Raw genomic sequence first — 15,800 nt, forward strand, 5'->3', positions numbered from 1 at the left:
ACCGCCAAAACCCTGAGGGAGTGAACCGATGTTCGCAACGACCCGTTCGAAAGTCGTGGCCGGCCTGGCCGTGCTCGCCATCGCCGCCACCGGCACCGCCGCCTGGTGGTACGCCAAGCAGCACCGCGGCGAGGCCGCCAGCGGCCTGCTGGTCGGCAGCGACGCCGCCGCGCCCTTTGCCGCGCTGGCCTGCAGCCCCAAGCTCTTCGAGGACAGCCCGGCGCTGTCGGTGCAGTTCTCGCAGCCGCTCGACCGCAAGCAAAAGCTCGGCGAGCTGGTGCGCGTCATCGACCTCGGCGCCATCGAAGGCGGCAGTGAGGGCGGGTCGGTCGAACAAGCGGCCACCAACGCCCAGGCCCCCAAGTCGGCCTCGGGCGCGTCGGCGCCCACCGGCAACCTGGTGCAAGGCGCCTGGGTGATCGGCGAGAACCCGCGCGTCGCGTACTTTCCCGGCGTGCAGCCGCAGCGCAAGTACCGCATCGAACTGCCCGAGGGCGTGCGTTCGGCCGATGGCAAGACCCTGGTCGAAGCCAAGAGCTGCGACCTGACCAGCGAGTCGATGGGCCACTCGTTCTATTTCGCCAGCCGCGGCGTCGTGCTGCCGGCCGGCCAGAACGGCGGCCTGCCCATCGTCACGGTGAACGTGCCCGAGGTGGACGTGCAGTTCCTGAAGGTCAACGACGGCGAACTCGCGCGCTTTCTGCAGCGCGTGGCCGGCTCACGCAACGTGTCTTCATCGGGCGGAGGTGAAGACGCTGAATACGATCACTACGACCGCTACGGCGAGACCAACAACTCGCTGAAAGGCCGCGTGATGGGCTGGGAGCTCGACCAGCTCGCCGCCACCACGCGCAGCGTGTACCTGGGCCGTTTCAGCACCGCCGACCAGCCGAACCGCCGCCGCGTCACGCACCTGCCGGTCGAGGGCATCAAGGAGCTGGGCGAACCCGGCGTCTACATCGCGGTGATGGGCCAGCCCGGCCGCTTCCGCGAGGACTACCAGGTCACCTACTTCTACGTCAGCGACATCGGCCTGACGATGCATCGCCACACCAACGACAGCCTCGACGCCTTCTCGACCTCGCTGCGCACCGGCAAGGCGGTGAGCGGGGTCGAATTCGAACTGATCGACGAAGACGCACGCTCGCTCGGCAAGGCCTCGGCCAATGGCGACGGACACGGCCAGTTCGCCAGCGTGCCCGAAAAGGCCGCGCTGCTGGTCGCGCGCAAGGGCCGCGAGATGAGCGTGGTGGTGCTCAGCGAACCCGCGCTCGACCTGTCGGAGTTCGACATCCGCGGCCACCTGCCGCGCAACAACAAGCTCTTCGCCTATGCCGGCCGCGACCTGTACCGCCCCGGCGAGCAGTTCAACGTGTCGGTGCTGGCACGCGACGCCGACGGCCGCATGCTCGCCCCGAGCCCCGTGCAGGCGGTCATCAAGCGCCCCGACGGCCGCACGGTGCAGACCAGCACCTGGCGCGCCGCCGACAAGCTGCCCGGCTACCTGCAGCAGCGCATCGTGCTGCCGGCCGATGCGCAAACCGGCACCTGGACGCTGGAGCTGCGCGCCGACCCCGGCGCCAAAGAGCCCGACACCAGCTGGCGCTTCAAGGTCGAAGAGTTCCTGCCCGAGCGCATGAAGCTCGAACTCAAGACGCCCAAGCCCGTGCTGCTGCCGCAAGACCGCTTCGTGGTCGAGGTGCAGGGCGACTACCTCTTCGGTTCGCCGGCCTCGGGCAACCGCCTGCTGGTCAGCGCCGCCACCGAGCGGCTGGCCGAGGCCCTGCCCGGCGAGTGGCCCGGCTACCTGTTCGGCGATGTCAACGACGACGCGATCAAGAAGAACGAACAGGTCAGCGACGACAGCCTCGACGACAACGGCCACGCCGAGATCGAGCTGCCCGTGGCGCTGGGCGACGCCGACTCGCCGCTGCGCGTGCGCGGCAGCTTCAGCCTGCTCGAATCGGGCGGGCGTCCGGTGGTGCGCTCGATCGAACGCGCGGTGTGGCCGGCCAAGCAGCTGCTGGCCGTGCGCCCGCTGTTCGACCGCAACGTCGCACCCGACAACGGGCTCGCGCGCTTCGAGTTGATCCGCGTCGGCACCGACGGCAAGTTCGCCCCGCTCGACCGCGCCGAGGTCAAGCTGGTGCGCGAAGACCGCCAGTACTACTGGCGCTTCGACGACCAGAAGGGCTGGCATTCGGGCTACACCGAAACCGAAGAACTGATCGAAGCCGGCGGTGTGGCGCTGAAGGCGCGCACGCCGCTCGCGCTGCCGGTCGGCTATGGCCGCTACCGCCTCGAAGTGCGCGACCCGGCCACCGGCCGCACGCTGCGCCACCGCTTCTACGCAGGCTGGGGCGCGCAAGACGCCGACGACATCGGCAACCGGCCCGACCGCGTGCAGCTCAAGCTCGCCAAGGCGCCGCTGAAGGCCGGTGAGAAGGCCTCGCTGACGATCACGCCGCCGCACGAGGGCACGGCCCTCGTCACCGTGCAGGGCGATCGCCTGCTGTGGAGCAAGCGCATCGACGTGTCGCCCAAGGGCACCACGATCGACGTGCCGGTCGATGCGCAATGGGCGCGCCACGACCTGTACATCGCGGTCACCGCCTTCCGCCCCGGCAGCCAGGGCGACCGCGTCACGCCGGCGCGGGCGGTGGGCCTCGTCCACCTGCCGCTGGCACGCGAAGAGCGCAAGCTCAAGGTCGCCATCACCGCGCCACCCAAGGTGCGGCCCGAGACGCGCGTGGTCGTGAAGGTCAAGGCCGAGGGGCTCGAAGGCAAGACGGGTCTCGTCACGCTGTCGGCGGTGGACGTGGGCATCTTGAACATCACGAACTTCCGCACGCCCGACCCGTTCGACTTCTTCTTCGGCAAGCACCGCCTGGGCAGCGAGCTGCAAGACATGTACGGCAAGCTGATCGAAAAGATGGACGGCGGCACCGCCAAGCTCAAGTGGGGCGGCGACTCGACCCGCGCCGACACGCAGAGCCTGCCCAAGAAGGTGAAGCTGGTCGATCTGTTCAGCGGCCCGGTCGCGCTCAACGCCAAGGGCGAAGCCGAGATCGCGCTCGACCTGCCTGACTTCAACGGCACGCTGCGCCTGATGGCCGTGGTGTCGTCGCCCGACCGCTTCGGCGCGGCCGATGCGCAGATGGTCTCGGCCGCACCGGTGGTGGCCGAACTGGCCATGCCGCGCTTCATCTCGCCCGGCGACAGCGCGGCGCTCGCCCTCGACGTGACCAACATGAGCGGCAGCGCGCAGACGCTGCGCATCCAGCTCGCGGGTGCCGACCCGCTGCGCGTGCGCGAGGGTGAACGCAGCGTCACGCTCAAGCACCAGCAGCGCACGACGCTGCGCTTCCCGGTCGAGGCGACCGACGCGTACGGCTTGGGCCGCCTGCTGCTGCAGGTCAGCAACGACGGCAAGGGCGGCGCGCCGATCAAGATCACCCGCGAATCGTGGCTGCAGGTGCAGCCGCCGGCGGCGCTCGAACGCGAGCTGCGCCGCGCGCGCATCGAGCCGGGCGCAAGCTTCAAGCTCGACGCGGCCTGGCTCGACAAGTACTTCAAGGGCTCGTCGTCGGCCAACCTCAGCGTGTCGAGCAAGCCGCCCTTGAACGTGAACCGCCTCGTGCAAGGCCTGCTCGACTACCCCTACGGCTGTCTTGAGCAGACCACCAGCGCCGCCTACCCGCACCTCTTCATCGACGAGGCCGCGGCCAAGACCTACGGGCTGAAGCCGCGTTCGCGCGACGAGCGCACGCAGTTCATCGAAGGCGCCATTGGCCGGCTCGGCGGCATGCAAAAGGCCAACGGTGGCTTCACGCTGTGGGGCAACGGCTCGTACGAGACCTGGGTGTCGGCCTACGTGATCGGCTTCTTGCAGGACGCGCGCCAGCAGGGCTTCAACGTGCCCGAGGACATGTACAAGCGCGGCCAGGACTGGCTGCTCGCGCAGCTGCAGCGCGCGCCGACGCTCTTTCCGACGCTGCCCGCGTCGGCCCGGCCCGCGAGCAGCGCCGACAGCGGCCTGGTGCGCTACGACAGCCGCGAGTACCAGTTGCTGCGCGACAGCCACCAGCGCTTCGCCGAGATGGCGCACGTGGCCTACGTGCTCGCGCGCGACCAGAAGGCGCCGCTGTCGCTGCTGCGCCAGTTGCACGACCAGTACCGCGACCGCGCGCGTTCGCCGCTGCCGCTGCTGCACCTGTCGGTCGCGCTCAAGCTGATGGGCGACGAGGCCCGCAGCAAGGTCGCGCTCGACGACGCGATGAAGCGCCCCTATGGCATCGCCACGCAAAGCAGCGGCTGGAGCAGCTACGAGTGGCTCGGCGACTACGGCTCGGCGCCGCGCGACCTGGCCATGAGCTACGCGCTGATGGCGCGCCACGACCTCAAGCACGCGCGCAAAGAGAACGTGCTGTTCGACCTGGCCAGCCGTGTCGGCGGGCGCAACTACTACTCGACGCAGGAGCGGCTGTCGCTCTTCCTCGCGGCGCGCGCCGCCGGCGGCGACGCCGACCAGCCGTGGACCGCCCTGCTCAAGACCGGCGAGGCCACCCAGGCCCTGGCCTCGAAGACGACCGCGCAGCAAGGCCTGTCGGTCGCCGCCCTGGCTCAGGGCGTGAGCCTCACCAACCAGGGCAAGGCCGCGCTGTTCGTCGAGGTCGAGACCGCGGGCTACCCGACCAAGGCCCCGGCGCCGCGCGCCGATGTCATCGAGCTGCGGCGCGAGTGGTTCCAGGCCGACGGCACGCGCTGGCGCGGCGGCGCGCTGTCGGTGGGCGACATGCTCATCGTGCGGCTGCGCGTGCGTGCCGCGCAGCCCATCGAAGACGGGTTGATCGTCGATCGCATCCCGGCCGGCTTCGAGGTCGAGAACCTGAACCTGTCGGACGGGCCCGACGCCGGCCAGTTCGCGGTGGACGGCATCTCGGTGGCCCAGGCCATGGCCAACGCGCGCATCAAGCACACCGAGTACCGCGACGACCGCTTCGTGGCCGCCGCGCGGCTCGACTCGAACGAGCTGTTCGTGTTCTACCTCGTGCGCGTGGTGTCACCAGGCCGCTTCATCGTGCCGCCCGCCTTTGCCGAAGACATGTACCGGCCCGAGCTGCGCGGCGTGGGCACGACCGAAGCGCCCATCGTCATCCGCGACCCGCGTCAGGCGGACGACGCCTCGGCGGTGCTCGCGGCCGAGGCCGCCTCGGCACCCGCGCTGGCGGCCAGCGGGGTGGCGGGTGTGGCGCCCGTCGCATCGGCCCCGGCCACCGCGCCGGCCCCGTCGGCCCCCGGGCGCTGAGGCCGGGCTCGACCGCGGGCATGGTGATGCGCGGGGCCCGGTGGCGGCGCGGGTCACGGCGCCGCATCGAGTGGGCGCTGGCGGTGCTGCTGGCGCTGCTGCTGGCGCTCGACCTGGCCTTTCCGCCGCCGCTGCCGCCCGAAGGGCGCGGCACGGTGGTGGTCGCCGCCGACGGCACGCCGCTGCGCACCTACCCCAGCCCCGATGGCGTCTGGCGTCAGCCCGTCACGCCCGAGCAGGTCTCGCCGCTGTACCTGCAGGCGCTGCTGGGCTACGAAGACCGCTGGTTCCGCTGGCACCCGGGCATCAACCCGGTGGCCCTGGCACGCGCCGGCACGCAGTGGCTGCGCAACGGGCGCGTGGTGTCGGGCGGCTCGACGCTCACGATGCAGGTCGCCCGCATCATCGAACCGCCACCTCGCGGGCGGCAACGCAGCCTGGCGGTCAAGCTGCGGCAGATGGCGCGCGCGCTGCAACTCGAAGCGCGGCTGTCGAAAGACGAGATCCTCACGATCTACCTCAACCACGCGCCGATGGGCGGCATCGTGCAAGGCGTCGAGATGGCCAGCCGCACCTACCTCGGCAAACCGAGCCGCCACCTGAGCCACGCCGAAGCGGCCATGCTCGCGGCGCTGCCGCAGGCGCCGTCGCGGCTGCGGCCCGACCGCTGGCCCGAGGCGACCCGGCGCGCACGCGACAAGGTGCTGGCGCGGCTCGAACACACGGGCCGCTGGACGGCCGCCGAGGTGGCCGACGCGCGCATGGAGGTCGTCGCCGCCCAGCCCATCCGCGCGCAGTGGCTGGCGCCGCTGGCGGCCGAGCGCCTGCGCCAGCGCATGCTGCGCAGCGCGGGCGGCGGCCACCTGCTGCGCACCACGCTCGACGTCGAGCTGCAAAGCGCCATCGAACGCATGCTGCTCGACCGCACCGGCCGCCTGCCGCCCAAGGTGTCGCTCGCCGTGCTGGTGATGGACAACGACAGCCTCAACGTGCTCGCCTACGCCGGCAGCGCCGACTTCAACGACAACCGCCGCGCCGCCCACGTGGACATGGTGCGCGGCGTGCGCTCGCCGGGCTCGACGCTCAAGCCCTTTCTGTACGCGATGGCGCTCGACGAAGGCCTCATCCACTCTGAGAGCCTGCTGATCGACGCGCCTCAGTCGTTCGGCGGCTACCAGCCGGGCAACTTCCAGGCCTCGTTCAGCGGGCCGCTGAGCGCGTCGCAGGCCTTGCAGAAGTCGCTCAACGTGCCGGCCGTCGATCTGATGGACCGCATCGGCCCGGCCCGCTTCGCCGCCACGCTGCGCCACGGCGGGCTGCGCCTGCGCATGCCCTCGGGCAGCACGCCGAACCTGAGTCTGATCCTCGGTGGCGCCGGCACCACGCTCGAAGAGCTGGTCGGCGCCTACCGCGCACTGGCGCGCGACGGGCTGGCCGGCACCCCGCGCCTCACGCCCGACGCGCCGCGCATCGAGTCGCGCGTGATGAGCGAAGGCGCAGCTTTCATCGTGCGCGACATCCTCGAAGCCGGCGGCCACCCCGACCGGCCGTTCGCCGACACGCCGCGCCGCCTGGCCTGGAAGACCGGCACCAGCTTCGGCTTTCGTGACGCGTGGGCGGTGGGCGTCACACAGCGCCACACGGTCGGCGTGTGGGTCGGCCGGCCCGACGGCACGCCCAACCCCGGCTTCTTCGGTGCCAACACCGCGACACCGCTGCTGCAAGACGTGGTCGCCGCCCTGCCCGAGCACGCGCCGACACCGCCGCGCGCACGGCCGGCCAGCGTTCAGCGCGTGACGGTCTGCTGGCCGCTCGGACTGGCCGAAGCCGCCACCGACCCGGCCCACTGCCACGAGCGCCGCACCGGCTGGGCCTTGAGTGGCGCCGTGCCGCCCACCCTGCCCGATCGCGGTCGCACCGATGGCTTGCTGGCCTCGGTGGCCCGGTGTGACGCGGCGGGCGCACCTGGCAACGGCGCGGCCCCTGCCGGCGAAGTCGGCGACGAGGCCCCACGCGTCACGATCGCCCGCTGGCCCACCGCGCTGGAACCCTGGCGCCCCGCCCCCGCCGCATCGGCCCATTGCGGCGCGGCACGCGGCGGCACCACGCTGCGCATCGCGGGCCTCGAATCCGGCGCGGTGCTGCGCCCGGCCGCCGGCCGCAAAGAGGTCGTGGTGACGGTCTCGACGCTGGGCCAAGAGTCGTCTGGCCCCGACCCGCACATCTACTGGCTGGTCGATGGCCTGCACCGCCACCGCGGCCCCGCCGGTGAATCGGTACGCCTGGCCTTCACCGACAACGGTCGCCACACGGTGACGGCGCTCGACGCGATGGGGCGGCACCACCGGGTCGAGGTGGTGGTCGGCGGCTTGTGAGCTGCGTGGCCGGGCCGTGCGCCCATGAAAAAGGCCTGCCGGGTGGGCAGGCCTCTTGTCTCACACGGGCCCGCAGGCCCGGTCAGAACTTCGGCTTGGGCATGTCGTCGTGCTTGCGGGGCTCGCAGGCCATGTTGAACACGCCGAGCTGTTCGTTGTTGAGCGCCATCATGTCGCCGTCTAGTTCGGCGGTCTGGCGGTCGATCGACAGGCGCGTCTCGACCACGCGGCGGAACTGCGGGTAGGTCACGAAGAAGGCCGTGCCGAACCAGCCCACGTAGACGCTGGTGCCCGCACGCGGCGTGGCATAGACCAGCGAGTAGTGCGTCTGGCTCGCGGTGTACTTCATGCGCTCGCCCACGGGCAGCACGTTCGAGCGCTGGATCAGCGCCGTCATGTTGTTGTCGCGCAGGGCCAGGTCGATGTGCGCCGGCTCGGACTTGCCGGCGCCGGTCTTCAACTCGCCCTTGCACAGCAGGTACAGGTGGAACTGCTGGGCTTGTGCCCCGGCAGCCGCCCCGCCCAACACGACGATTGCGGCGGCCGACCGCAGCACCACCGGCCAACGAAGCTCACCCATGGCGATCACTTCGGCGAGTCCGGCGTCTGGCCGCCTTGCACACCCAGGCGACCGCCCGTGCCCAGGCCGCCCTTGACGGTCTGAGCCTTGTAGTTGCGCAGCGCGACGACCATCTTGTTGTACGCATCGACGAAGGCCGAGGCCACCAGCTTGCCTTCGGGCGTGCTGGTGTAGCCGCTGCCACCGGCGCCGCCGAAGCCGCTGCCGAGCGCGCCGAACAGCGAGCCACCGAGGCCGAAGTCCCAGTTCTTCGAATAGCCCTCGGCCGCGGCGATCTGCACGGTGGAGCGCACGTCCACCAGCAGCAGCACCGTGCCGGCTTCGTTCATCTTGGCGCTGCCGGCGACACCGCCCAGCAGCGGCGAGGCGCGGCTCAGCAGGCCGCCGATGCCGGCACCGATGCCCGAGCTGCCCTTGGCGTTCATCATGATTTCGGGGCTGAGCGAGTAGTCGGCGGCGACCTGCTGGCCGGGGCCGAAGTTGCTGCCGGCGCGGCCTTCTTCACCACCGCGGATCATGGCGCGCTCTTGTTCGATGCCGCGCATGCCACGGCCGCGTTCGAGCACCACGAAGCAGTTCGACTGCTGGATCATCGTGCGCAGCAGCGGCACGGTCGAGCCCAGGCGGTAGTGCTGGTAGTAGTAGCCGTACCAGGGCGACGAGGTGTTTTCTTCGATGCGGATCGTGCCCAGCGACTCTTTGCAGCGTTCGAGCTTGCTGTTGTTGCCTGCGGCCTCGCCGCCGGCGGCGGCGCCCGTCACGGCGGTGGCGCTGCCGCCACCCAGGGACGGCGTGGTCGCCAGGCAGCCGGTCAGCAGCGCGCTGGCGGCGAGCGTCGCCAAGGTGGCCAGGCGCAGAGAAGCGTTGGGATTCGAGGTCGAAGACATGGGATGCCCCTGAAAGTCGGAACCGGACTTGACCAGGCTGGCGTTCGGTTCGCGGAGGTTCGCGGAAGAATGCCCCTCAAGTGAACGGGGGCGCTCAAAGTATAGGCAGCGCCCTTGGCACAGGCACTGTCTTTCGTCACATGAAGCGCGGCCTCGTGGGCCGCGCGGCGGTCTCACTCGCCGAGGTAGGCGGCCCGCACCTTGGGGTCGTCGAGCAGCACCTTGGCGTCGCCACTCATGGTGACTTCGCCCGAGTCCATCACGTAGCCGCGGGCGGCCAATTGCAGCGCGCGGCTGGCGTTCTGTTCGACCAGCAAGATGGTCACGCCCTGCTTGGCGATGTCGGCCACCACCTCGAAGATCTTGTCCACCATGATGGGCGAAAGGCCCATCGAGGGCTCGTCCAGCAGCAGCAGCTTGGGCCGGGCCATCAGCGCGCGGCCCATGGCGAGCATCTGCTGCTCACCGCCCGACATGGTGCCGGCCAGCTGGTTGCGGCGCTCTTTGAGGCGCGGAAAGATCGTGAACACCTTGTCGATGTCGGCGGCGATCTCTTTGTCTTTGCGGACGAACGCGCCCATCTGCAGGTTCTCGGTGATCGACATGCGCGTGAAGGTGCCACGGCCCTCGGGCACCATCACGAGGCCTTGCTTGACCAAGTCCCACGGGCCCTGGCCCTTGATGGGTTTGCCCAGGTACTCGATGTCGCCGGCCAGCACGGGCTGGGTGCCGGTGACGGCCTTGAGGGTGGTGGTCTTGCCAGCGCCGTTGGCACCGATCAGGCTGACGAGTTCGCCTTCGCGCACCTCGAACGACACGCCCTTGACGGCCTGGATGCCACCGTAGGCGACTTGCAGGTTGCGGACTTGAAGCAGAACGTTGGCCATGCGGTGTCGGTCAGTGCGTCTTGTGGCCGGCGCCGAGGTAAGCCTCGATCACCTTCTCGTTGCGTTGCACGTCGGCAGGCGTGCCCTCGGCGATCTGCTTGCCGTAGTCGAGCACGGTCACGCGGTCGCACAGGCCCATCACGAGCTTCACGTCGTGCTCGATCAGCAAGATGGTGCGGCCGTCGCGCCGGATGGTGTCGATCAGTTCGCGCAGCACCACCTTCTCGGTGCTGTTCATGCCGGCGGCGGGCTCGTCGAGCGCGATGAGCTTCGGGTCGGTGGCCAGCGCGCGTGCGATCTCGAGCCGCCGCTGGTCGCCATAACTCAGCGTACGCGCCTTGAACTCGGCGTACTTGCCGATGCCCACGTAGTCGAGCAGCTCTTGCGCACGTTTTGCGATGGCGGCTTCTTCGGCCTTGAAGCCGCCGGTGCGAAAGATCGCCCCCAGCAGGCCCGAATTCGTGCGCACATGGCGGCCGACCATCACGTTCTCGAGCGCCGTCATCTCGGCGAAGAGGCGGATGTTCTGGAAGGTGCGCGCGATGCCGGCCTTGGCGACCTCGTGCACGGCGGTCGGTTTGTAGGGCTTGCCGCTCAGCGCGAAGCTGCCCGAGTCGGGCGCGTACAAGCCGGTGAGCACGTTGAAGAAGGTGGTCTTGCCCGCGCCGTTGGGGCCGATCAGGCCGTAGACCTGGCCGGCTTCGATGGTGATGCCCACGTCCGAGAGCGCCTGCAAGCCGCCGAAGCGCTTGGACACCCCGCTGACCTTGAGAACGGTTTCAGCCATGCGCTACGCCCCTGCCTTCGGCTGCGGCATCGGGGCCGCCTTGCCATGCTCGGGCGAAGGCCACAACCCGCGTGGGCGCCACAACATGATGATGATCATCGCCAGCGCGATCAGCAGCTGCCGCAAGATGGACGCATCGAGCCGGCCGCCGGTCATGTTCTGCAGCGGGCTCGCGATGTGACGCAGCACCTCGGGCAAGGCCGCCAGGAGCACCGCACCGACGATCACGCCGGGGATGTGCCCCAGCCCGCCCAGCACCACCATCGCGACGATCATCACCGACTCGTGCAGGCTGAACGACTCGGGCGACACGAAGCCCTGGAAGCTCGCGAACATCACGCCCGACACGCCGCCGAAGGTGGCGCCCATGCCGAAGGCCAGCAGTTTGAGGTTGCGGGTGTTGATGCCCATGGCCTTGGCCGCGATCTCGTCTTCGCGGATCGCCATCCACGCGCGGCCGATGCGCGAACGTTCAAGGCGGTAGCAGATCAGCACGCTGATCACGACCAGCGCCAGGAAGAGGTAGTAGTAGTTCGTGACCGAGGGCACCTCGAAGCCGAACAGCGTGTGCTTTTGCGCGAGGTTGAAGCCGAACAGCGTGACCGGCTCGATCTGCGACAGCCCCTTGGGCCCGTTGGTCACGTTGACCGGCGCATCGAGGTTGAGCAGGAAGACGCGGATGATCTCGCCGAAGCCCAGCGTCACGATGGCGAGGTAGTCGCCGCGCAGCTTGAGCGTGGGCGCCCCCAGCAGCACCCCGAACAGGCCCGCCAGCAGCGCGCCGAGCGGGATCACCGCATACCAGGGCAGGTGCAGGCCGTTCGGGAACATCTGCGCGATGGCGGGGAAGGTCTGCGTGAGGTGCGGCGACGCGAGCAGGCCGAACATGTAGGCACCGACCGCGTAGAAGGCCACATAGCCCAGGTCGAGCAGGCCGGCGTAGCCGACGACGATGTTCAGCCCCAGCGCGAGCAGCACGTAGAGCAGCGCGATGTCGATGATGCGCACCCAGGCGTTGCCGAACTGCTGCGCCACCAGCGGCACGGCCAGCAGGGCGAGAGCAGCAATCAGGAAAACGGCCAGCTTTTTGGTCTGTTCACTCATGGGACCACCTCACGCGCGGTCTGCGACACGCTCGCCGAGCAGGCCTTGCGGGCGCAGCGTCAGCACGAGGATCAGCACGATGAAGGCGAAGATGTCCTGGTAGTGGCTGCCGAGCACACCGCCGGTGAGCAGGCCGATGTAGCCCGCGCCCAGCGCCTCGATCAGGCCCAGCAGCACGCCGCCGACCATCGCACCCGCGAGGTTGCCGATGCCACCGAACACCGCCGCCGTGAAGGCCTTCAGGCCCGGCAGGAAGCCCATCGAGTGCTGCACCGAGCCGTAGTTGGCGGCGTACATCACGCCGGCCAGCGCGGCGAGCGCGGCACCGATGATGAAGGTGGCCGAGATCACCATGTCAGGCCGCACGCCCATGAGCCCCGCCACACGCGGGTTCTCGGCCGTGGCACGCATCGCGCGGCCGAGTTTGGTGCGGTTCACGAGGTACATCAGCCCGGCCAGGGTGACCACCGTGGTGCCGAGGATGATGATCTGGATGGTGTTGATGACCGCACCGCCGATTTCGTAAGTCTGCGAGTCGAGCAGGATGGGGTACGGCTTGGGGTTGGGCTTCCAGATGATCATCGCCAGCGTCTGCAAGAGCAGCGACATGCCCATGGCGGTGATCAGCGGGGCCAGGCGCGGTGCGTTGCGCAGCGGCCGGTAGGCGATCTTCTCGATGGCGAAATTGAGCACCGAGCACACGACGATGGCCGCCAGCAGCGAGATCAGCATCAAGAGCCAGCCCGGCCAGCCCAGGTCTGCGAGCACGGTGACGACCGTCCAACTCGTCAGCGCCCCCACCATGAGCACTTCGCCATGCGCGAAATTGATGAGGTTGATGATGCCGTAGACCATCGTGTAGCCCAGGGCGATCAGCGCATACACGCTGCCGAGCACCAAGCCGTTGATGATCTGTTGAATGAAGATGTCCATCAGCGCTTGTCCATCGGGTGATTGCTCCAGGCCAGCAAGTTTGCGGCCAGGGTCGATCGGGCGCGTATTCTAGGCAGCGGGTTGGCTCGGCCTGGGCCGTATCCGCCCCAAGCGCGGCACACGTCACACGAACGCCGAACCGCACAGCCCTTGAAGGCCCGGCCGGTCCGCCGCGTTCGGTTGGACCCTGTTGTACCCGGTTGAGCGGTCGCGCGCCAACCCCATCGCTTGTGCACGCCTGTGCAGTGAGCCTGCAGCCGCTGGGGCCGGGGCGCTGGGGCCGGGCCGCCTGCGGCGGCAGGCCGCGTCACGACAGCCGCGACAGTGCCTCGTCGATGTGCCCCACCGTGCGGTCGATGTGCATCAGCTTGTCGAGCCCGAAGAGCCCGAGCCGGAAGCTTTTGAACTCGGATCCCTCGTCGCACTGCAACGGCACGCCGGCGGCCGTTTGCAGGCCGAGCGGCGCGAAGGCCTTGCTGCTCTGAATGTCGGCGTTGTCGGTGTAGCTGACCACCACGCCCGGCGCTTCGAAGCCCGGCGCGGCCACGCTCGGGTAGCCGCGTTTGGCGAGTTGCTCGCGCACCCGGCGGCCGAGTTGCCATTGCGCGTCGCGCGCCGCGTCGAAGCCGAAGCGGCGGATCTCGTCCATCGCATCGCGCAGCTTGGCGATGGTGTCGGTGGGCAGGGTCGCGTGGTACGCGTGGCCGCCCGACTCGTAGGTTTCCATGATCTGCAGCCACTTGCGCAGGTCGTTGGCGAAGCTCGAACTGGTGGTCTGCTCGATGCGCTCGCGCGCGCTGGCGTTCAGCATCACCAGGGCGCAGCCCGAGACGCTGCTCCAGCCCTTTTGCGGTGCACTGATCAGCACATCGACGCCCGTGGCCTGCATGTCCACCCACACCGTGCCCGAGGCGATGCAGTCGAGCACGAAGAGCCCACCCACCGCATGCACCGCATCGGCCACGGCGCGCAGGTAGGCGTCGGGCAGGATCATTCCGGAAGCGGTTTCGACATGCGGCGCGAACACCATGTCAGGTTTGTCGGCCGCGATGCGCGCCACCACCTCGTCGAGCGGCGCCGGCGCAAACGGCGCCTTCGGGCCCTCGCCAACGCGACGCGCCTTGAGCACCGTCTCGCTGGCCGGGATGCGCCCCATCTCGAAGATTTGCGACCAGCGGTAGCTGAACCAGCCGTTGCGCAGCACCAGCACCTTCTTGCCGTGCGCGAACTGGCGCGCCACCGCCTCCATGCCGTAGGTGCCGCCGCCCGGCACCACGATGGCCGACTTGGCCTTGTAGACCTCTTTCAGCGTGGCCGACACCTCGTGCATCACGCCCTGAAAGCGTTTGGACATGTGGTTGAGCGCGCGGTCGGTGTAGACCACCGAGAACTCAAGCAGGCCGTCGGGATCGACGTGGGGCAGCAAACCAGGCATGGCGTGTCTTCTCGCTGTGGAATGAACAGTTCAGATTAGCACCGGACGATGACCTTCACCGAGGCGGCTTTCCCGCACTGCGCGCCTCTGCGTTGAGGCGGCGCAACTCCTCCAGCCGCTCGCCGATGCGGATCTCCAGCCCCCGTTGCACCGGCTCATAAAAGCGCGGCGGCGTGATGTCGTCGGGCCAGTAGCTCTCACCGGCCGCGAAGCCCCCCGCCTCGTCGTGCGCGTAGCGGTAGTTCTTGCCGTAGTCGAGCGATTTCATCAGCTGCGTGGGCGCGTTGCGCAGGTGCAGCGGCACCTGGCGCGTACCGTCTTGCTTGACGAAGCGCTTGGCTTGGTTGAAGGCCATGTAGACGGCGTTCGACTTCGGCGCCATCGCCAAGAACACCACCGCCTGTGCCAGCGCCAGTTCGCCTTCGGGCGAACCGAGGCGCTCGTAGGTTTCGGCGGCGTCCAGCGTCATGCGCAGCGCGCGCGGGTCGGCCAATCCGATGTCTTCGCTGGCCATGCGCACCATGCGGCGTGCGGCGTAGCGCGGGTCCACGCCGCCGTCGAGCATGCGCACGAACCAGTACAGGGCGGCGTCGGGGTCGCTGCCGCGCACGGCCTTGTGCAGCGCCGAGATGGTGTCGTAGAACTGCTCGCCGCCCTTGTCGTAGCGGCGCAGCTGCTCGCCGAGTGAGCGTTCGAGCTGGGCCTCACCGATCTCGGGCGCCTCGCGGTTCATGCGCACGAGGTTTTCGTAGGCGTTGAGCAAGCGGCGCGCGTCGCCGTCGGCATAGCCCACCAGACGGTCGCGCGCGGCGTCGGTGAGCGGCGGGGCGTCGAGCAGCGCCTGCCCGCGCGCCAGCAGCTCGGCCATGTCATCGTCGCCCAGCGACTTGAGCACGTGCACGGTGGCGCGCGACAACAGCGCCGAGTTGACCTCGAACGAGGGGTTTTCGGTGGTCGCGCCGATGAAGGTGAACAGCCCCGACTCGACGTGCGGCAAGAAGGCGTCTTGCTGGGCCTTGTTGAAGCGGTGCACCTCATCGACGAACACCACCGTGCGACGCCCGCCCGACTGCGCGGCCTGCGCGCGCTCGACCGCCTCGCGGATGTCTTTCACACCGCCGAGCACGGCCGAGATCTGGATGAACTGCGCGTCGAAGCCATCGGCCATCAGGCGCGCGAGCGTGGTTTTGCCCACGCCGGGCGGGCCCCACAGGATCATCGAATGCAGTTGGCGCGACTCGAAGGCCGCGCGCAAGGGCTTGCCTTCGCCGAGCAGGTGCTGCTGGCCGATCACCTCGGCCAGCGTGCGCGGGCGCAGGCGCTCGGCCAGCGGTGCGGTGGGGGCATCGCCCAAGGGCAGCGACAGGTTCGAACTCATGCGGTCGATTGTGCAACCCGTGAAAAAGCCCTCGCCGCGTGGGCGCTCGCTTCGAACTGGGCGGTGAATCTGCCTTTGTTCGGCCGTGTCCTCGCGCAGTCTCTGGCCGATAGTCCAGCCGGCAGG

At 69.3% G+C, this 15,800-nt stretch carries 10 protein-coding genes; 2 read left to right on the top strand and 8 right to left on the bottom strand.

The genetic code is table 11. The features are described from left to right. Positions 1-28 precede the first annotated feature (28 nt). Entirely contained in the window at positions 29-5,308 is a 5,280-nt protein-coding gene (locus tag AC1KAT_RS10175) for an alpha-2-macroglobulin family protein (RefSeq protein WP_480325416.1), read from the top strand. Between the two features lie 20 nt (positions 5,309-5,328). Continuing rightward, positions 5,329-7,683, top strand: coding sequence for a penicillin-binding protein 1C (gene pbpC, locus AC1KAT_RS10180; protein WP_480325418.1), 2,355 nt, complete (start codon positions 5,329-5,331; stop codon positions 7,681-7,683). Positions 7,684-7,765: 82 nt separating this feature from the next. Here the strand turns inward: pbpC and AC1KAT_RS10185 are convergent, their stop codons facing one another. The 8 genes from AC1KAT_RS10185 to AC1KAT_RS10220 all read right to left on the bottom strand — a co-directional run bounded on the left by AC1KAT_RS10185 (position 7,766) and on the right by AC1KAT_RS10220 (position 15,674). Further along, positions 7,766-8,263, bottom strand: a complete 498-nt coding sequence (locus AC1KAT_RS10185; protein WP_480325420.1) for a hypothetical protein — start codon at positions 8,261-8,263, stop codon at positions 7,766-7,768. A gap of 5 nt (positions 8,264-8,268) precedes the next feature. Continuing rightward, positions 8,269-9,150: a CsgG/HfaB family protein gene (locus AC1KAT_RS10190; RefSeq protein ID WP_480325422.1), complete on the bottom strand. Its 882-nt coding sequence runs from the start codon at positions 9,148-9,150 to the stop codon at positions 8,269-8,271. A 173-nt stretch (positions 9,151-9,323) separates the two neighbouring features. Further along, on the bottom strand, positions 9,324-10,037 hold the full coding sequence (locus AC1KAT_RS10195; protein WP_480325423.1) for an ABC transporter ATP-binding protein: 714 nt from the start codon (positions 10,035-10,037) through the stop codon (positions 9,324-9,326). 10 nt (positions 10,038-10,047) lie between these two features. Beyond that, a complete protein-coding gene (locus tag AC1KAT_RS10200) occupies positions 10,048-10,824 on the bottom strand; it encodes an ABC transporter ATP-binding protein (RefSeq protein WP_480325425.1) in 777 nt (258 codons plus the stop codon). A gap of 3 nt (positions 10,825-10,827) precedes the next feature. Further along, entirely contained in the window at positions 10,828-11,928 is a 1,101-nt protein-coding gene (locus AC1KAT_RS10205) for a branched-chain amino acid ABC transporter permease (RefSeq protein WP_480325428.1), read from the bottom strand. Positions 11,929-11,937: 9 nt separating this feature from the next. Further along, positions 11,938-12,861: a branched-chain amino acid ABC transporter permease gene (locus tag AC1KAT_RS10210; RefSeq protein WP_480325430.1), complete on the bottom strand. Its 924-nt coding sequence runs from the start codon at positions 12,859-12,861 to the stop codon at positions 11,938-11,940. 307 nt (positions 12,862-13,168) lie between these two features. Continuing rightward, positions 13,169-14,296, bottom strand: coding sequence for an aminotransferase class V-fold PLP-dependent enzyme (locus AC1KAT_RS10215; RefSeq protein ID WP_480325432.1), 1,128 nt, complete (start codon positions 14,294-14,296; stop codon positions 13,169-13,171). Between the two features lie 55 nt (positions 14,297-14,351). Then, the gene (locus AC1KAT_RS10220) at positions 14,352-15,674 is read right to left on the bottom strand and encodes a replication-associated recombination protein A (protein ID WP_480325434.1); all 1,323 of its coding nucleotides are present in this window, start codon (positions 15,672-15,674) and stop codon (positions 14,352-14,354) included. Positions 15,675-15,800 lie beyond the last annotated feature (126 nt).

This window comes from Piscinibacter sp. PDB5-1, from assembly GCF_056676035.1.